The 18,249-nt window shown below is 33.1% G+C and carries 16 protein-coding genes, 7 tRNA genes and 3 rRNA genes; all 26 read right to left on the reverse strand.

The annotated features are described in order from the left end of the window. Positions 1-25 precede the first annotated feature (25 nt). The 26 genes from OMES3154_RS06015 to rpmF all read right to left on the reverse strand — a co-directional run bounded on the left by OMES3154_RS06015 (position 26) and on the right by rpmF (position 18,190). Complete coding sequence (locus OMES3154_RS06015; protein WP_156683878.1) at positions 26-1,069, reverse strand: PhnD/SsuA/transferrin family substrate-binding protein; 1,044 nt, start codon at positions 1,067-1,069, stop codon at positions 26-28. A gap of 193 nt (positions 1,070-1,262) precedes the next feature. Beyond that, positions 1,263-1,339, reverse strand: a tRNA-Arg gene (locus OMES3154_RS06020). A gap of 17 nt (positions 1,340-1,356) precedes the next feature. After that, positions 1,357-1,448: transfer RNA gene (locus tag OMES3154_RS06025), tRNA-Ser, on the reverse strand. A gap of 3 nt (positions 1,449-1,451) precedes the next feature. Next, positions 1,452-1,541, reverse strand: a tRNA-Ser gene (locus tag OMES3154_RS06030). A gap of 51 nt (positions 1,542-1,592) precedes the next feature. After that, positions 1,593-2,657, reverse strand: a complete 1,065-nt coding sequence (locus OMES3154_RS06035; protein ID WP_197271531.1) for a D-alanyl-D-alanine carboxypeptidase family protein — start codon at positions 2,655-2,657, stop codon at positions 1,593-1,595. Continuing rightward, positions 2,654-3,274 (reverse strand): endonuclease III, encoded by a 621-nt coding sequence (nth, locus tag OMES3154_RS06040; RefSeq protein WP_156683880.1) that lies wholly within the window; start codon positions 3,272-3,274, stop codon positions 2,654-2,656. The genes OMES3154_RS06035 and nth overlap by 4 nt, the downstream gene beginning before the upstream one ends. Before the next feature lie 42 nt (positions 3,275-3,316). Beyond that, positions 3,317-3,601: a 50S ribosomal protein L27 gene (gene rpmA, locus OMES3154_RS06045; RefSeq protein ID WP_156683881.1), complete on the reverse strand. Its 285-nt coding sequence runs from the start codon at positions 3,599-3,601 to the stop codon at positions 3,317-3,319. Between the two features lie 4 nt (positions 3,602-3,605). Further along, a complete protein-coding gene (locus tag OMES3154_RS06050) occupies positions 3,606-3,923 on the reverse strand; it encodes a ribosomal-processing cysteine protease Prp (RefSeq protein ID WP_156683882.1) in 318 nt (105 codons plus the stop codon). A 2-nt stretch (positions 3,924-3,925) separates the two neighbouring features. Next, entirely contained in the window at positions 3,926-4,222 is a 297-nt protein-coding gene (gene rplU, locus OMES3154_RS06055; RefSeq protein ID WP_156683883.1) for a 50S ribosomal protein L21, read from the reverse strand. Between the two features lie 108 nt (positions 4,223-4,330). Then, the gene (gene map / locus OMES3154_RS06060) at positions 4,331-5,098 is read right to left on the reverse strand and encodes a type I methionyl aminopeptidase (protein ID WP_156683884.1); all 768 of its coding nucleotides are present in this window, start codon (positions 5,096-5,098) and stop codon (positions 4,331-4,333) included. Position 5,099: 1 nt separating this feature from the next. Beyond that, entirely contained in the window at positions 5,100-5,714 is a 615-nt protein-coding gene (locus tag OMES3154_RS06065; RefSeq protein ID WP_156683885.1) for an adenylate kinase, read from the reverse strand. A gap of 15 nt (positions 5,715-5,729) precedes the next feature. After that, positions 5,730-6,752 (reverse strand): cell division protein FtsZ, encoded by a 1,023-nt coding sequence (gene ftsZ, locus OMES3154_RS06070; RefSeq protein WP_156683886.1) that lies wholly within the window; start codon positions 6,750-6,752, stop codon positions 5,730-5,732. Between the two features lie 77 nt (positions 6,753-6,829). Next, a complete protein-coding gene (locus OMES3154_RS06075) occupies positions 6,830-7,495 on the reverse strand; it encodes a cell division protein FtsQ/DivIB (protein WP_156683887.1) in 666 nt (221 codons plus the stop codon). Positions 7,496-7,509: 14 nt separating this feature from the next. Next, entirely contained in the window at positions 7,510-8,007 is a 498-nt protein-coding gene (locus OMES3154_RS06080; RefSeq protein ID WP_156683888.1) for a DnaJ domain-containing protein, read from the reverse strand. Next, positions 7,992-8,855 (reverse strand): UDP-N-acetylmuramate dehydrogenase, encoded by an 864-nt coding sequence (gene murB / locus OMES3154_RS06085; RefSeq protein WP_156683889.1) that lies wholly within the window; start codon positions 8,853-8,855, stop codon positions 7,992-7,994. The genes OMES3154_RS06080 and murB overlap by 16 nt, the downstream gene beginning before the upstream one ends. Before the next feature lie 2 nt (positions 8,856-8,857). Next, on the reverse strand, positions 8,858-10,219 hold the full coding sequence (gene murC, locus OMES3154_RS06090) for a UDP-N-acetylmuramate--L-alanine ligase (RefSeq protein WP_156683890.1): 1,362 nt from the start codon (positions 10,217-10,219) through the stop codon (positions 8,858-8,860). Then, positions 10,209-11,273, reverse strand: a complete 1,065-nt coding sequence (gene murG / locus OMES3154_RS06095) for an undecaprenyldiphospho-muramoylpentapeptide beta-N-acetylglucosaminyltransferase (RefSeq protein WP_156683891.1) — start codon at positions 11,271-11,273, stop codon at positions 10,209-10,211. Before murG ends, murC begins: the two co-directional genes overlap by 11 nt. An 81-nt stretch (positions 11,274-11,354) precedes the next feature. Continuing rightward, positions 11,355-11,438: transfer RNA gene (locus OMES3154_RS06100), tRNA-Leu, on the reverse strand. A gap of 5 nt (positions 11,439-11,443) precedes the next feature. Further along, positions 11,444-11,519: transfer RNA gene (locus OMES3154_RS06105), tRNA-His, on the reverse strand. Positions 11,520-11,522: 3 nt separating this feature from the next. Then, positions 11,523-11,598 (reverse strand) — tRNA-Gly (locus OMES3154_RS06110). 25 nt (positions 11,599-11,623) lie between these two features. After that, positions 11,624-11,700, reverse strand: a tRNA-Pro gene (locus tag OMES3154_RS06115). Positions 11,701-11,708: 8 nt separating this feature from the next. After that, positions 11,709-11,817 (reverse strand): 5S ribosomal RNA (gene rrf / locus OMES3154_RS06120). Positions 11,818-11,867: 50 nt separating this feature from the next. Next, positions 11,868-14,773, reverse strand: a 23S ribosomal RNA gene (locus tag OMES3154_RS06125). 136 nt (positions 14,774-14,909) lie between these two features. After that, positions 14,910-16,421: ribosomal RNA gene (locus OMES3154_RS06130) — 16S ribosomal RNA — on the reverse strand. The 16S, 23S and 5S rRNA genes sit together here with 4 tRNA genes alongside, the layout of an rRNA operon. A gap of 283 nt (positions 16,422-16,704) precedes the next feature. Beyond that, positions 16,705-17,889 (reverse strand): elongation factor Tu, encoded by a 1,185-nt coding sequence (tuf, locus tag OMES3154_RS06135; RefSeq protein WP_156682907.1) that lies wholly within the window; start codon positions 17,887-17,889, stop codon positions 16,705-16,707. A 121-nt stretch (positions 17,890-18,010) separates the two neighbouring features. Next, positions 18,011-18,190, reverse strand: coding sequence for a 50S ribosomal protein L32 (gene rpmF / locus OMES3154_RS06140; RefSeq protein WP_156683892.1), 180 nt, complete (start codon positions 18,188-18,190; stop codon positions 18,011-18,013). Between the last annotated feature and the right edge of the window lie 59 nt (positions 18,191-18,249).

Here is an 18,249-nt window from a genome sequence, read left to right on the forward strand (position 1 = left end):
AGCATCAAGCTAGCCATCTATTTATTTAATTTCTTGGTTTCAATTCTTTTAAAACGTTTTGTGCTTGTTCTTCTTTATCGTAATCTGACATTTTAGCTTTCTTATATCCCTTATGGCTATATATTTTTATTACCTTTTTACCTTCATCTGTTTTAGCCATTTCTATGAATGAGTCTGCTAATGCTTCTTTTAATCCTTTATGAGAATTTATTGTTTCAGAATTAGTTGATACTGATACTGTATCATTATATATTCTATCTGTAACACCTATTACATTAGTTTCGCTAAAAATATCTTCTTTTCTACCAAATTGGCTTGTCCATAATTTTCCATAATCTTTTCTTGCATCAGCATATATAGTTATAACGTCAACTGTATCTGATGCTAATGCAGCAAATGCTGCCCCATAGTTGGCTTGTTCAACTACTGAATCTAAGTTTGTTATATTTTTTCCATAGTTATCTTGTAACCATATGTATGGATAAATATACCCTGAAGATGATGTTACTCCTCTAACTCCCCATTTTGCTGAGTTTAAATCTTCCCAAGTTAATTTTTCTCCTGCATTAACTTTTTTTGCAAGTTCTCTACCTTTTTTAGATGGTCCTGCTAATATTAATCCTCTATAAAATGTTACTTGTTCTTCTACATCAGTTGTAGGTTTATTTTTATTCCAATCAATTGCTTTTTCAGATTCAACTGAAACTCCATTTCTTGTAGCTGTTAATAATACTTCTGCCCCGTCTTTATATGTAACTAAAGTTCCTCCTGGTATTAGTCCTAAATCAACTGATCCTGCTGATAAAGCTTCTCCTACTGCTTCATATGTAGTTCCAACAGAAACTTCAATTTTATCTACTTCAAAACCTTTTTTAGATAATTCTTGTTTTAATAAGCCTTCTAATGGTTTTGTTGCTGTGATAATTTCACCTGGATCTCTTGATGGCACAAATTGAATTTTAATTGTGTCAACATTTTTATCATTAGTAGCTACTGTTTCATTACCACTACCACAAGACACAAGCATAATTGATGCTAAAAACCCTGTTAATAACATTTTTTTCTTCATAATTTCCTCCAATAAAAATAAATAAAATATTAAAAGTATTTTAAAAATTCCCTTTAAATTTTTCAATTATATTATACCCAAAATTATTATTTTTGTAAATAACAAAAAAAAGAGACAAGCTCTTTTCATCTATCACTTTTGTAGGTTATACTACATTTTATCCTTATTTTTAAAATTGTCAAATAAAAAAAAATGGCGTGCTTCACAAGAGTCGAACTCGTAACCTCCTGATCCGTAGTCAGGCGCTCTAATCCATTGAGCTAGAAGCACATATATAATAAAAAAAATGGCGGAGAAGGAGGGATTTGAACCCTCGGTCCGGTATTACCCGGACACTCCCTTAGCAGGGGAGCATATTCGGCCACTCTAACACTTCTCCAACTGGCGGGCAGACTGGGATTCGAACCCAGACGGCTGTTACACCTTCGCCGGTTTTCAAGACCGGTTCCTTAGCCAGTTCGGACATCTGCCCTTTGACAAATAATATATTAACATATTTTCTTTGTGCTTGTCAAATAATATTTTAGAATAAACCCTTTATTTTATCCCATGGTGATAAATTTGTTGCACCTGTCATTGCTAAAATATTTATAGTAGTTATTAATTTTTTATTCTCATTATATATTTTTAAAACTCCTACTTTATCTCCTTTTTTTATAGCACCTTTTAAGTCTTTCATTTCTACTTCTTCTTTTATATTTGATTTGTGATAATAAAAATCTTTTTCTAATTGCGTATTTATATTTTTTTCCTTTGATTCCTTAACAGGAATAGTACTAAAAATACTTTCTTTATCATGAATTTTTTTCATCATTTTCTTATAATTACCACTTATTTTAAGTTGAGAATCAAATCTTGCTTTTAAACTTAAATCTCCCATAGTAACAACGATTAAATCCATATTATTTATTTTATAAGTTCCTATCATATTAAAACCAGCACTTAAATGAAATCCTGTTTTTAAACCAAAGTTCCCATTTTTACCTAGAATTTGGTTTCTTGATTTATAATATCTACCCTTAATATTAACATATTTTTGGTTTGTAATAGTTATTATTCTCTTATCTTCTAGTGCCTTTTTTGCTAAAATATACTGATCTTTTGCAGTGGATGTATCTAATCTTTTATGGGTATTACTTGTAGGAAGCCCTGTTGGTGTATAATACATGGTATCTTTCATACCAAATTCTTTTGCTTTTTCATTCATTCTTTTAACAAAACTTCTAACATCACCCGATACATAAATAGCAAGCGCTGTTGCTGAATTATTAGCAGAGTATATTAGAGTTGATGCAAGCAAATCATAAACAGATATTCTATCGCCACCATTTAATGGAACAGAACTTTCTCCAACATTTACCGATTCATTTATTCTAACTAAATCATTTAATGTAATTTCTTTTTTATCAACTGCATCTAATACTACTATCGCAGTCATAAGTTTAGCTAAAGAGGCTACTGCTCTTTTTTTATCAGCTCTTTTAGATAAAACAACATCACCATTTTCAAGCCCTGCATAAGCTGTATAATAAGGTAATGTAATTAATGGTAAACTTATAAAAAGTAATATACTTAAAAACTTTCTCATTTTTTCTCCCTTATAAGGTCGCAGACATCGCATTCTAATTTTTTACTAATACAACGAAGCCTTCCATGTAATATCATATAATGTGATATTATACCCCAGTATTTTTTTGGCACTAATTTCATTAAATCTCTTTCTATAATTATTGGATTTGTAGATTTTGAAAACCCTAATAAGTTAGATAGTTTTTTCACATGTGTATCTACAACTATCCCCTCATCTATATTCCATAATTCATGTAATAATACATTGGCTGTTTTTCTACCTACTCCACCTAAAGATGTTAATTTTTCTATATCTTGCGGCAATATGCCATTGTAGTCTTCCACTAATGTCTTTGCTCCTAGTTTTAAATTTTTGGCTTTACTATGGTAAAATCCAGCACTTTTTATATATTCTTCTAACACTTTTATATCCATATTATGTATATCAATTGGATCTTTTACAACTTCAAATAATTTTTTTGTTATAATATTCACTCTTTTATCTGTACATTGAGCAGATAATACTACTGCTACCATTAGTTGATATTCTGTATTATAGTCTAATGATATTTTAGCATCAGGAAACCTTTTTTCAAAATTATTGATAACAAATAACATTTTTTCTTTTTTAGTCATAATACCTCTTTTAAAATAAAAAACGGGACATGGCCCGTATTTTTATTTTTCCTTATATATGCTTACTCTTTTTTTACCTTTACCAAATGATTCGAATTTAACATAACCATCTGTTAATGCAAATAAAGTATAGTCTTTTCCTAAGCCCATATTAGTTCCTGGATGGAATTTAGTTCCTCTTTGTCTAACTATTATATTCCCAGCTTTTACTATTTCACCGTCATATTTCTTTACCCCTAAATATTTAGGATTTGAATCTCTACCATTTCTTGTAGACCCTTGTCCTTTTTTTGAGGCAAATATTTGTAGGTTTAACTTTAATAACATTTTTTCATACCTCCATTACTTTTAATTTTAAATTTTTTGGATATTGTCTACTTAGTTCATCTAAATATAGATACATTGAGTGTAATAAGGTTTGAACTTTTTCATCCCTATTATCTTCCACACTAAATTCTATATATCCGTCATCTTGCTTGTATGGCAAATCATATTTTAAATATTCTAATATGCCATTTATTGTCATAACACTGATAGATGACACTGCCGCACATACAATATCTGTCCCATAAAAAGATAAATTACTATGTCCTTTTATTTCAAAATACAATATATGTTCTTTATTTCTTTTAAAAAGCACATTAATCATTTTTATCCTTTGATTTCTTTAATTTCAATTAAAGTATATTGTTGTCTATGACCTTTTTTTCTATAGTATGTCTTTTTGTTATATTTAAAGTTGATAACCTTTTTTAATTTACCGTGTTCTCTTACTGTTGCTATAACTTTTGCACCTTTTATTGATGGTGTTCCTATTTTACCATCTAACATTAATACTTCATTTATTTCAACATCTGAATTTACTTCAGCAGCTAATTTTTCAACTTTTAATACTGTTCCAACTTCTACTTTATATTGTTTTCCACCAGTTTTTATTACTGCAAACATCTTATGTTCACCTCCATAATACTTCATTTCGCTACTTAAAGGTTTAGCTATACCCTAAATATGCGCTATACCTATAATATCACAATCTTTGTGTCCTTGTCAAACAAATTACAATTCTGATAAAATTATAGGCTTCCCATCTATTATTGCTACACTATGTTCAAAGTGAGCAGATCTTTTTCTGTCTATAGTTTTAACTGTCCAACCATCTTTTGAAATTTTTACTTTGTGTGTACCCATATTTAACATAGGTTCTATTGCTATTACCAATCCATTTTCAATAAGCATTCCTGTATTTTTTTTACCATAATTCATAACATAAGGATCTTCATGTATTTCAAATCCTACTCCATGACCTGTAAAGTCTCTAACCACAGAAAATCCATTTTTTTCTGCATACGATTGAACAGCATAACCAATATCACCTAATCTATTTCCTGCTATAGCTTGTTCTATACCTAAATCTCTTGATTTTCTTGTTACATCAATTAGTTTTTTAGATCTTTCATCTATTCTACCAACTGGGAAAGTATATGCTGCATCTCCATAAAAGCCATCTAATTCTGTGACTATATCAAGACTTACTATATCTCCTTCTTTTAAGATTTTATCTTTTCTAGGTACTCCATGTACAACTTCTTCATTTACAGATATACAAGTTGCATGTTGATAAGGTGGATATGGCCAACCTATATCATAACCTTTAGTAGCACAATTAGCTCCTTGGCTTAAAATATAGTCTTCGCATATCTTATCTAATTCTAAAGTACTTATTCCTTCCTTTATATACTCAGGAATTATATCTCTAAATATTCTAGCTATTATTTTATTTGCTTTTTCAATCTTTTTTATATCGTCTAATGTTTTTAATTTCATCTTACTTTCCTAAAATTTCTATAAGTTCTTTAGTAATTTCTTCAGGTTTTCTTGTTCCATTTACTAAAACTGTTTTATTTTGTTTCTTATAGAATTCTAATACAGGTAATGTTTGTTTTTCATAATTTTCAAGTCTTTTTATTACAGCAACTTCAGTATCGTCATCTCTTTGAATTAAGTCTTCTTCTTTTTCATCTACAGGCGGATTGTATTTTATATGGTATATTTTACCTGTTTTTTTAGAAGTTCTTCTTCCTGTTATTCTTTCAACTATTTCACTCGCTGGAACATCTAATGCAATAACTTTATCTATATTAGTTATCTTATCTAAAAATTCAGCTTGTGCAACTGTTCTTGGGAATCCATCTAAAATATATCCATTTTTACAGTCATCTTTTTTCAATCTTTCATCTACTAATCCAACAACAACTTCATCAGGAACTAAATTTCCTGCATCCATATATTTTTTTGCTTCAAGACCTAATTTTGTTTCATTTGCTATTGCTTCTCTTAAAATATCTCCAGTTGATATTTGAGGTATATTAAATTTATTTATAAGCTCTTTTGCTTGTGTACCTTTTCCTGCTCCTGGAGGTCCAAATAATACTATATTCATCTCTACCTTCTTTCCTTAAAATACTGGGACAATATCGTCTGCACTGTTATCAAAGGCTCTTCCGTCATATGTTTCTGTAGTTAAACCTTGTTTATCATTAAATCCAGTAGCTATAACTGTTAATAAAACATTTGTTCTATCAGGCTCGTCTATCATACCGTATATTAAATTATCTACTCCATCTTCTTTTCCACTTGCTTTTAAGTTTATAATATCTAGAATTTCTTGAATATGATTCATTGTTATATTCTTACCAGCAGTGATATTTACTAATATCTTAGTTGCACCTTTTATATCTCTTTCTAATAAAGGATTTGTTATTGTTCTTTCTACTAATGATTCAACAGTTTCATTTTCTTCAGATTCTCCAAATCCAAATAAAGTAACTCCTGCTTCTTTCATTATTGCTTCAACATCAGCAAAATCTAGATTAATTAATCCTTGTTTAGTAATTAATTCAGTAATACCTCTTATGGCAAAACGAATTATTTCATTAGATTTTTTTAAGTGTTCTGAATAAGGTAAATTACCTGCTTCAGGGAAATCAAGTAATTTTTGATTAGGTATTACAATTAAAACATCCACATATTTTTTTAATTCTAATATACCATTTTCAGCATTTACTTTTCTTTTTTTACCTTCAAAGTCAAATGGTTTTGTAACTATGGCTACAGTCAAAATATTTTCATCTTTTGCAGCTCTAGCTATAATAGGAGAAGCTCCTGTTCCTGTTCCTCCACCCATTCCTGCAGTTATAAAAATCATATCATGGTCTTTGACAACGTCTTCTAATTGTCTTTTTTTCTCTTCAGCTGCATTTCTTGCAACTTCAGGATTAGCTCCTGCTCCTAAATGCCCTATTGAAATTTTTTCTTCTGCAAGTGATTTTTTTAAATCTTGTTCGTCTGTATTAATTGCTGTGTATTCTACATCTTCTATTCCAGAAGAAATTAAATCATTTATTACATTTCCTCCAGCTCCACCTACACCTATTATTTTAATTTTAGTTCCCTTTGTTTTAAACTCTTGACCTTCCATTAATTTCACCTCTTTATTTATACCCTTATTTTATTATTACTTTTCTAAATATTATACCATATTTTTCTTATTCTTGTCTATTTTATAATAATTTTTGAATTAAATCTTAAATCAATGTATTCTATATTTTTATCTTTAGTTTCTTTTTCGTACATTATATATGCATTATTTAATTTTTTTTCACTTATTTTTTGATCTAAATATACTCTAACCCCATCTTTTAATATTATTTGATAATATTTTTCGTATCTTTTTAATTCTGATGATAATTCATATAGTTTACTCTTTTCTAAAACCTTTAGTATTTTAGATAGGTTTTTTCTATCTATATCATCTATTGGGCTATCTACTATTACATAATCTTTACTAATTGTCTCACTAAAATATGCAAAAACATTAAGGTTATTATCGATAAGATAAAGTTTCCCTAGATTTATAAATGCAGATGGCTTTCTTTCATTTATTGTAACTATTAGTGTACTTGGATATTTTTTTCTAACATCTACATCCTGTACCCTTGCATCTTTTAGTATACTTGATTCTAGCATACTGCTATTTACATATGCTATTGGTTCATTTTTAAACTTTTCAATTTTTTCTATAATATCTTCTTTAACTATTTCATTATTTCCGTAAATTTCTATTTTTGTTAAGTAAAAAAGTGATGATTCTGATAAATAGAGAATAAAAAGGACGATAGATAAAATTGAAATGATTAATAAAAACGTTTTTTTTCTATTCATTTTCTCCTCAATTTCTAATTACTTTTCTCATACTTTTCTATTATATCCCAATACTTATTTATCTTTTGACTCATTTCTAATGCTTCAGTCGTTTTATTTATATCCGGGTGATATTTAAGCAATAACTTTTTATATATTTTCTTTTTCTCATCATATGACATTGATTTATCCATACCTAGTTCGTTACATGCTTTTTCGTATTCATCTTCTTTATATATATTTTGATTAAAATTAGAATAAGAATTGTATTCATTATGAGTATTATTAAAAAACTCATAAAATTCTTCTTCATTTATTCTTCTATTTGTTCTAAAATTAAATTCAAAATTACTACTTTTTCTATTGTTATATCTAATAAATGCTATTACAAAAAATATTATAGCAAAAAGTGGATTTTTAAACCAAAGTAACGATATTAAAGCTAGTACTAAATGAACCTCATATGGAAGTGATAATATTACTGATAAAACTAAAACAAAGCCTATAAAAAAGATAGCTAATAGTTGAAACATTTACCATCATCTCCTATAATTATTAGCTCTAATTCTAATTCTATATCATATTTATTTTTTATAACTTTTTTTACATGTTCTATTAGCTTCATAACATCACAAAATTTTGCATTTCCTTTATTCACTAAAAAATTAGGGTGTTTTTCAGATACTTCTATATCTCCTATTCTATACCCTTTTAAACTAGCTTCACTTATTAATCTAGCTGCAAAATCATTTTCAGGATTTTTAAAAGTTGAACCCAAGTTAGGATATTCTAGTGGATGATTATTTTTTCTTTTTTCTATTTTGTCATTAGATTTTTCTTCATCAAAACCTTCGTCTAATCTAAAATATGCTCCAATAACTATCCACCTATTATCTTTTATTAATGTTGATCTATATCTTAATCCTAGTTCCTCTTTTGAAATTTCAACTATACCCAAATCTTTTCTAAATAATCTAACCTTTTCTACCTTATCAAATATTGTTGTTCCGTAAGCCCCTGCATTCATATTAATAAGCCCACCAATACTTCCTGGAATTCCTGTGATATTTTCTAAGCCCCCTAGATTATTTTTTTTCATAAATTCTGTAAATTCTGTTAAATCTACGCCTGATTCAACATAAATATATTTATCTTCTTTTTTTTCGATCTTATTTAATTTTTTTAGAGAAATAAAAGAAATATCTAGCTTTGTATCATTTATTAAAGTATTAGTTCCATTCCCAAGTAAATAATACTTATCTACCATTTCAAAAACCTTATATAGCTCTTCTTCATTTTCTATGTATATTAGTTCTTTTGCAATACCACCTATTTTCATATTAGAAAATGGTTTCATGCAAATATCTTTTTCTATTTTCATTTTTAACCTTTCAATTTATCAGATATTGTATATGCTAATTTTGAAATAAGTCCTGCTCCCATAAATAGATATACTTCATCTTTTTTACTTTCACAACACATCTTTTCAATTAAAATATCTGGTAAAACTACTTCTACTTTTTTATTATTATCTAATAACTTTATTTTTTCTTTTAAATCAAATGAACTAATATTTTCTGTATTTTCCTCACTTGCTGCATATATTGGAAGTAATATTACTTCATTGGCTTCAACTAAAGCCTTTGCAAACTCATCCATAAAAAAGCTTGTTCTTGTATATCGATGTGGCTCAAATACTGCAATAATCTTCCCTTTTTCTATACTTCTAGCTGCTTTAATTGTCGCATTTATTTCTGTTGGATGATGAGCGTAATCATCTATTATCTTTATATCATTATCATATATAAGCTGGTATCTTCTTTTAGCACCAGTAAATTCTAATAAACTTTTTTTAATATCCTCTATACTAACACCTAATTCATTTGCAATATATATAGCTGCTAATGAATTTGATACATTATGAAGTCCTGGCACTTTTAACATAAATTCACCTATACTTTTATAATTTAAAATAACTTCATATTTAGTTAATCCATTTTCTACTCTGATATTTTTTGCATAAATATCACTTTCTTTATTTATGCTATATCTAACTATTCTATCTTCATACTTAGATAAATCTAAACTTTTAATATTTTCACAATCAGAAGATAGTATGATTTTTTTATCAGTTTGAGATATAAACTGAATAAATGAGTTTTTAATATTTTCTAAATTACCATGATGTTCCAAGTGATCACTTTCTATGTTAGTTATAACAGAATAATTAGGGTATAATTCTAAAAAAGAATTATCGCTTTCATCAGCTTCTACTATAAATAAATCAGAATTTCCTACTCTACTATTTGAGTTTATACCTGGTACTATACCACCTACAACCACATAAGGATCTTTTTTTAGTAAAGATGTTGATATCATGGAAGATGTAGTAGTTTTTCCATGTGTTCCTGCTACTGCTATTTTGCAATTAAATTTATTGAAAATATCAGCTAACATTTTTCCTCTTCTTCTAATGTCAGATACATTGTTTATCGCATAAATATACTCTTTATTATTTTTTTTAATAGCTGTTGAGTATACATAAATATCCGGATTAAAATCTTTAATATTTTCTTCTACTTGAGATATATTCACCTTTATCCCTATATCTTCTAAACTTTTAGTCATATTTGTATATGATAAGTCAGAACCACTAACATCATAGCCTTGTAACTTTAATATTTTAGCAATACCACTCATACCAATTCCATTTATACCACTAAAATATACCTTCTTATTTTTCATTTTCTTCTTCTTTCATTTCCTTTATAATATTTAAAACAGCATTCCCTGTATATATCTTATCTAAATTTTCTATCATAAATTTTAAAACTGACTCTTTATATGTAAGATTTATTGCCTCGTTTATTGCGTTTTTTGCTTTTTCATTTGTATAAACCTTACTTGCATTTATATACTCTAACATTAATGCGTTTTCTGATTGGCCGACAAAATCATAAGGTATTAAAATTGAAGGCTTTCTAAGCTCTATTATTTCAGAAATTGTAGAGGCTCCTGCTCTTGATACCAGTATATCAGCTGCAGCCATTATTTCATATACATTATCAAAGTAATCTTTTAATACTAAATTATCCTGATATCTTACTCTTGTTAGTACATCGGTATATAGTTTTTTACCTGTAGCCCAATATATTAATACATCATTTTTTTTATCTATTTCTTCACTTAAGTATATCATTGCATCATTAATATTTTTTGCACCTAAACTTCCACCAACAACTAATACAACTTTTTTATTAACATCAATTCCTAATTTTTCTCTGGCTTTTTCTTTTGAAATATTATAAAATTCTTCTCTTAATGGATTTCCAGTTACAATATACTTATCCTTATTTTTATCCTTTATATACTTTAATGACTCATCAAAAGCTAAAAATACTTTTTTAGCAAATCTTTTTAAAAATTTATTGGCTGAACCCATTAAAATATTTTGTTCTTGAATATATATATTAAGTTTTAGTAATCTTGCTGCTAATACTGTAGGTATTGAAATATAGTTACCAAAACCTATTACTGTATCTATATTATTTTCTTTTAATATTTTTCTAGATTTATAAACTGCTTTTAGCATTTTAAATATATTTTTCACTTTATTTAGAGGTAATATATCAAGTCCATAAAACTTATAATTTTTACTCGGAACTAAATCTTTTTCCATTCTATGTTCTGTTCCTATAAATATTACGTTATATCCTTTTTTTCTTAACTCTTCTAAAAGCGCTAAGGCTGGATATATATGGCCCCCTGTTCCTCCTGTTGTTATAGCTATATTTTTCATTTTAGCCCCCTTTTACACACTTAGTGTAACTTTTTTTTATATTTATGTCAATTAGCAAAAAAAAAAGACCTAAGTCTTTACTGGTGCACGAGGAGGGACTTGAACCCTCATGTCAAAGACGCTAGATCCTAAGTCTAGTGCGTATGCCAATTTCGCCACCCGTGCATTTATGGGGTGATCGACGAGACTTGAACTCGCGACAACCAGAACCACAATCTGGCGCTCTACCTGCTGAACTACGATCACCATTGGAGCGGGAAACGAGGGTCGAACTCGCGACATTCAGCTTGGAAGGCTGACACTCTACCAACTGAGTTATTCCCGCAACTCTTTTTTCTCTTTTCAAAAAATGGTCGGTGTGACAGGATTTGAACCTACGACCCCTTGTTCCCAAGACAAGTGCGCTACCTAACTGCGCTACACACCGACTTTTTAATTTGGCAACTACCTATTTTCCCGCTTACGAAGTATCTTCGGCGTACACGTGCTTAACTGCTAGGTTCGATATGTTACTAGGTGTATCCACGTGGCTATTATCACCAAATTTATTGTTCTAGGACAATTAGAAATAAATAGTAGTAGTAAAATATTACAGTAGTAAAGCTTTCGATATATTAGTACTAGTCAGCTAAATGTATTACTACACTTACACCCCTAGCCTATCTCCTCCTAGTCTCGAAGGTATCTTTGAATACTTATCTTGAAGTCGGCTTCTCACTTAGATGCTTTCAGCGATTATCCGTTCCAAACGTGACTACTCTGCCATGCCACTGGCGTGACAACAGATACATCAGCGGTTTGTCCATCCCGGTCCTCTCGTACTAAGGACAGATCTTCTCAATATTCTACGCCTGCAGTGGATAGGGACCGAACTGTCTCACGACGTTCTGAACCCAGCTCGCGTGCCTCTTTAATGGGCGAACAGCCCAACCCTTGGGACCTTCTCCAGCCCCAGGATGAGACGAGCCGACATCGAGGTGCCAAACACTTCCGTCGATATGGACTCTTGGGAAGTATCAGCCTGTTATCCCCGGGGTAGCTTTTATCCGTTGAGCGATGGCCTTTCCATTCAGTACCACCGGATCACTAAGTCCTACTTTCGTACCTGCTCGATCCGTCAATCTCGCAGTCAAGCTCCCTTTTGCCTTTACACTCTTTGGTTGATTTCCATCCAACCTGAGGGAACCTTTGAACACCTCCGTTACTCTTTTGGAGGTGACCGCCCCAGTCAAACTGCCCATCTAGCACTGTCTCATTTTATTGATTAGAATTTCAACAATATATGGTTGGTATTCCAACATTGACTCCATATTTACTAGCGTAATTACTTCTTAGTCTCCCAACTATCCTATACACACATTGCCAAAACCCAATGCCAAACTACAGTAAAGCTCCACGGGGTCTTTCCGTCCTACTGCAGGTAAGCGGTATCTTCACCGCTATTACAACTTCACCAGGTCTCCAGCCAAGACAGCTCCCAAATCATTGCACCATTCGTGCAGGTCAGAACTTACCTGACAAGGAATTTCGCTACCTTAGGACCGTTATAGTTACGGCCGCCGTTCACCGGGGCTTCAATTCGAATCTCTCAATCCTCCTCTTAACCTTCCGGCACTGGGCAGGTGTCAGCCCATATACGTCGCCTTCCGGCTTAGCATAGACCTGTGTTTTTGGTAAACAGTTGCTTGGGACTCTTCACTGCGGCCTATCTCAGCTTCGAAGTACTTATCTTCTCACTTACCATAGGCACCCCTTCTCCCGAAGTTACGGGGCTATTTTGCAGAGTTCCTTAGCTAGAGTTATCCTGTCGGCCTTAGGTTTCTCACCCTGTCCACCTGTGTCGGTTTACGGTACGGGCACTTAATCTCCTCAGTAGAAGTTTTTCTCGGCAGTGTAGGATCTGTGACTTACACTTATTGTGCTTACCCATCACCTTTCACGTTTAATTATACGGATTTGCCTATATAATCACGCTATTGGCTTAGAATAACTATTCCGTCAGTTATCTCACATACCTTCCTGCGTCACTCCATCCCTTCAATCGTTGATTTAGTGGTATAGGAATATTAACCTATTTTCCATTCGCTATGACATCCCTGTCTTCACTTAGGTCCCGACTCCCCCACGGCTGACAAACATTGCCGTGGAATCCTTGGACTTCCGGCCAGTATGATTCTCACATACTTTCTCGCTACTCATTCCTGCATTCTCACTTCTGATACCTCCAGATCGTCTTTCAACTCTCCTTCTACAGCTTACAGAACGCTCTCCTACCAACATATTTACATATGTTCCAAAGCTTCGGTTTATGTCTTAGCCCCGTTAAATCTTCGGCGCAGATACTCTCGACCAGTGAGCTGTTACGCACTCTTTCAAGGTATGGCTGCTTCTAAGCCAACCTCCTGGTTGTTTCTGAATATCCACCTCCTTTCCCACTTAGACATAATTTGGGACCTTAGCTGTTGGTCTGGGCTTTTCCCCTCTCGACCATGGACCTTATCATCCATAGTCTCACTCCTAATTATTAATATATGGTATTCGTAGTTTGCATGACTTCACTAAGCTATACGCCCGCTAGGTCAAACAGTGCTCTACCCCCACATATCTTCTATTAAGGCTGCACCTAAATGCATTTCGGAGAGAACGAGCTATCTCCTAGTTCGATTGGCTTTTCACCCCTATACCTAACTCATCTCCCATCATTTCAACGGCGGTGAGTTCAGTCCTCCACAAAGTCTTACCTTTGCTTCAACTTGGTCAGGCATAGATCACTAGGTTTCGCGTCTATAACATACGACTATCGCCCTTTTAAGACTCGGTTTCCCTTCGGCTCCGCTTTACTTAACCTCGCCATATATCATAACTCGCAGGATGATTAACCAAAATCCACGCAGTCACCCCTTAGGGCTCCTACCGCTTGTAAGCGTACGGTTTCAAATTCTATTTCACTCCCTTACTCAGGGTTCTTTTCACCTTTCCCTCACGGTACTCTCCACTATCGCTTAGTAAAAGTATTTAGCCTTATGTGATATGGTCCACACTGATTCACACCAAATTCCTCGTGCTTGATGCTACTCGGGTTATATATATACTCATATACTATTTACGCCCTACAGGACTATCACCTTCTTTGGTCTAACTTTCCAGTTATGTTCTGCTTCGTAGTATACTCATACTGTCTTATGGTAATTGACTAATATATACCCTCTACCCCATAATAGCAACGATACCCTCTTGGCACTACTATGGTTTAGGCTCTTTCCCGTTCGCTCGCCGCTACTTAGAAAATCGTTTTTACTTTCTTTTCCTCCTGTTACTTAGATGTTTCAGTTCACAGGCTTACCTCTTTCGTGTATATTCTTCTAATATACAGGTTCTCCCATTCGGATATCTTAGGATCTATGTCTATATGCGACTCCCCTAAGCTTTTCGCAGCTTATCACGTCCTTCTTCGGCTTTTACTAGCTAGGCATCCTCCGTACGCCCTTATTTAGCTTTCTCTTTCTCTTTTTAACTCTATCTATCTCTTTTGTTAAAGTTGTAATATTTTACCTACTATTCATTTCTCATTGTCCTATTTTTTTAATTTAAAGATAATTTGCAAACAAGATAAGAAGTCTTTTCATTTCTCCTTAGAAAGGAGGTGATCCATCCGCACCTTCCGGTACGGATACCTTGTTACGACTTCACCCCAATCACTATTCACACCTTAGGTACTTCCCTCTTTACAGTTAGGCCAGTAACTTCAGGTGCAAACAACTCTCGTGGTGTGACGGGCGGTGTGTACAAGGCCCGAGAACGTATTCACCGTGATATTGCTGATTCACGATTACTAGTGATTCCAACTTCATGGAGTCGAGTTGCAGACTCCAATCCGAACTAAGAGTAGCTTTTGAGTTTTGCTTAATGTCGCCATCTTGCTTCTCATTGTACTACCCATTGTAGCACGTGTGTAGCCCAGATCATAAGGGGCATGATGACTTGACGTCATCCCCACCTTCCTCTAGCTCTTCGCTAGCAGTTTCATTAGAGTCCCCAACTTAATGATGGCAACTAATGATAGGGGTTTCGCTCGTTGCGGGACTTAACCCAACATCTCACAACACGAGCTGTCGACAGCCATGCACCACCTGTCTTACGGTTCCTATAAGGCACAACAAAGTCTCCTTTGTCTTCCGTAGATGTCAAGATCTGGTAAGGTTCCTCGCGTAGCGTCGAATTAAACCACATGCTCCACCACTTGTGCGGGCCCCCGTCAATTCCTTTGAGTTTCATTCTTGCGAACGTACTCCCCAGGCGGATCACTTATCGCTTTTGCTTCGGCACAGAGATTTGACTCCCCACACCCAGTGATCATCGTTTACAGCTAGGACTACCAGGGTATCTAATCCTGTTTGCTCCCCTAGCTTTCGCACTTCAGCGTCAGTTTCTGTCCAGTGAGTTATCTTCATCATCGGCATTCCTACACATATCTACGAATTTCACCTCTACTCGTGTAGTTCCACCCACCTTTCCAGTACTCTAGCATTACAGTTTTGTAGGCAAGACTATGGTTGAGCCACAGCTTTTCACCTTCAACTTGTTTTGCCGCCTAGATGCCCTTTAAGCCCAATAATTCCGGATAACGCTAGCGACATACGTATTACCGCGGCTGCTGGCACGTATTTAGCCGTCGCTTCTTCTGTTGGTACCGTCATTTTTTTCTTCCCAACTAAAAGTGCTTTACAATCCGAAGACCGTCATCGCACACACAGAATTGCTGGATCAGAGTTACCTCCATTGTCCAATATTCCCCACTGCTGCCTCCCGTAGGAGTAAGGGCCGTATCTCAGTCCCCTTGTGGCCGTTCACCCTCTCAGGCCGGCTACCTATCATCGCCTTGGTAGGCCTTTACCCCACCAACTAGCTAATAGGACGCAAAGCTCTCCACTAGTAATCTCTTTTTCATTTGCAGTAGATGCCTACTACTAACTTATCCGGTTTTATCAGAAATTTCTCTCTGTTATCCCAGTCTAGTGGGTAAGTTCTTTACGCGTTACTCACCCGTCCGCCATGTGCCTTGTAAGCAAGCTTACTTAGCTCATCGACTTGCATGTGTTAAGCATTCTGTCAGCGTTTATCCTGAGCCAGGATCAAACTCTTCATTCAATTTATTTTTCCTTGTTTTTTTTCACCTTATTGTCTTTTATCTTAACTTGTTTGCATTTGTTTTTATTATCTTTTCATTGTTCTTATCAAGCTTTCTTTCCCGCTTGACAAGATATATACTAACAAATTTTTAGGTACCTTGTCAAGAAAATTTTGATTTTTTTTAAAAATTTTTTTCAAAAACCACTCCAGATTTTGTATTTATTAAGATTGTTTTAATGTAAAAAGATGAGAAATTATATACCTCTTTCTCATCTTTTCTGTTTTTGTTATTTTACTCTACTTATTTTCTTACTTCAGAAACTACTCCAGAAGCTACTGTTCTTCCACCTTCACGGATTGCGAATCTTAATCCTGGTTCCATTGCGATTGGGTGTATTAATTTAACTTCTACTTTTACGTTATCTCCAGGCATTACCATTTCTACACCTTCTGGTAATTGTACTTCTCCTGTTATGTCAGTTGTTCTGAAATAGAATTGTGGTTTGTATCCTGTAAAGAATGGAGTATGTCTTCCACCTTCTTCTTTTGTTAATACGTAGATTTCTCCCATGAATTCTGTATGAGGTTTGATTGATCCTATCTTAGCTAATACTTGTCCTCTTTCTACTTCTTCTTTCTTGATTCCTCTTAATAATGCTCCTATATTATCCCCTGCTTGTCCTTGGTCTAATAATTTTCTGAACATTTCTACTCCAGTTACTGTAGATTTTACTGTTGGTTTGATTCCTACTATTTCTACTTCTTCTCCAACTTTTACTAATCCTCTTTCTACTCTTCCTGTTACAACTGTTCCACGTCCTGTTATTGTCATTACGTCTTCAATTGGCATTAAGAATGGTAAGTTAATTGGTCTTTCTGGTGTTGGTATGTATTCATCTACTGCATCTATTAATTCTAAGATTTTTTCTTCCCATACTTTTTCTCCATTTAATGCTCCTAAGCTTGACCCTCTTATTACTGGTACGTCATCTCCTGGGAAATCATATTCGTTTAATAATTCTCTTACTTCCATTTCTACTAAGTCTAATAATTCTTCATCATCAACCATATCAGATTTGTTTAAGTATACTACTATGTAAGGTACTCCTACTTGTCTTGCTAATAGTATGTGTTCTCTTGTTTGTGGCATTGGTCCATCAGCTGCTGATACTACTAAGATAGCTCCATCCATTTGTGCTGCTCCTGTTATCATGTTTTTAACATAGTCAGCATGGCCTGGACAGTCTACGTGTGCGTAGTGTCTTTTTTCTGATTCATACTCAATGTGTGCTGTGTTGATTGTTATCCCTCTTTCTCTTTCTTCTGGAGCTTGGTCGATATTTTCAAAATCAACTTTTTGTGCTAATCCTCTTTCAGATAATACTTTTGAGATCGCTGCTGTTGTTGTTGTCTTACCGTGATCTACGTGTCCTATTGTTCCAACGTTAACGTGTTCTTTTACTCTTTCGAACTTTTGTTTTGCCATTTTTATTTTCCTCCTAATAATTATTACTCTTTTAGTCAATTATATCATTTTGATTTTTTAAAGTCAATTAAATAAAGCCTCTAGAATGCATAAAAAAAAAAGAAGTTATAACTTCTAATTTTTACTCTGCATCATCAGATATTATTTGTCTACCTCTATATAGCCCTGTTTCTAAGTTTAATCTATGAGGTCTTCTAACTGTTCCATCTGCTTCTTTAACGAAAACAGGTGCATTTATTGCATCATGTGCTCTTCTCATATTTCTTTTTGCTTTAGAGGTTCTCTTCTTTGGTACTGCCATTTCTTGAGCTCCTTTCAGTTTCGTAATTACAAGCCATTATATCAAATAAGATATTGCTT

This window comes from Oceanivirga miroungae (genome assembly GCF_902505095.1).
Lineage (GTDB): Bacteria > Fusobacteriota > Fusobacteriia > Fusobacteriales > Leptotrichiaceae > Oceanivirga > Oceanivirga miroungae.

Bases quoted from the DNA above. Each gene is read 5' to 3' on its own strand.
- rpmF (WP_156683892.1), bottom strand. From the start codon at position 18,190: ATGGCAGTACCAAAGAAGAGAACCTCTAAAGCAAAAAGAAATATGAGA.
- ftsZ (WP_156683886.1), bottom strand. From the start codon at position 6,752: ATGGAAGGTCAAGAGTTTAAAACAAAGGGAACTAAAATTAAAATAATA.
- OMES3154_RS06065 (WP_156683885.1), bottom strand. From the start codon at position 5,714: ATGAATATAGTATTATTTGGACCTCCAGGAGCAGGAAAAGGTACACAA.
- OMES3154_RS06035 (WP_197271531.1), bottom strand. From the start codon at position 2,657: ATGAGAAAGTTTTTAAGTATATTACTTTTTATAAGTTTACCATTAATT.
- nth (WP_156683880.1), bottom strand. From the start codon at position 3,274: ATGACTAAAAAAGAAAAAATGTTATTTGTTATCAATAATTTTGAAAAA.
- map (WP_156683884.1), bottom strand. From the start codon at position 5,098: ATGAAATTAAAAACATTAGACGATATAAAAAAGATTGAAAAAGCAAAT.
- OMES3154_RS06080 (WP_156683888.1), bottom strand. From the start codon at position 8,007: ATGTTTCAACTATTAGCTATCTTTTTTATAGGCTTTGTTTTAGTTTTA.
- murB (WP_156683889.1), bottom strand. From the start codon at position 8,855: ATGAAAATAGAAAAAGATATTTGCATGAAACCATTTTCTAATATGAAA.
- OMES3154_RS06015 (WP_156683878.1), bottom strand. From the start codon at position 1,069: ATGAAGAAAAAAATGTTATTAACAGGGTTTTTAGCATCAATTATGCTT.
- rplU (WP_156683883.1), bottom strand. From the start codon at position 4,222: ATGTTTGCAGTAATAAAAACTGGTGGAAAACAATATAAAGTAGAAGTT.
- murC (WP_156683890.1), bottom strand. From the start codon at position 10,219: ATGAAAAATAAGAAGGTATATTTTAGTGGTATAAATGGAATTGGTATG.
- tuf (WP_156682907.1), bottom strand. From the start codon at position 17,889: ATGGCAAAACAAAAGTTCGAAAGAGTAAAAGAACACGTTAACGTTGGA.
- OMES3154_RS06075 (WP_156683887.1), bottom strand. From the start codon at position 7,495: ATGAATAGAAAAAAAACGTTTTTATTAATCATTTCAATTTTATCTATC.
- OMES3154_RS06050 (WP_156683882.1), bottom strand. From the start codon at position 3,923: ATGATTAATGTGCTTTTTAAAAGAAATAAAGAACATATATTGTATTTT.
- murG (WP_156683891.1), bottom strand. From the start codon at position 11,273: ATGAAAAATATAGCTATAACAACAGGAGGAACAGGGGGCCATATATAT.
- rpmA (WP_156683881.1), bottom strand. From the start codon at position 3,601: ATGTTATTAAAGTTAAACCTACAAATATTTGCCTCAAAAAAAGGACAA.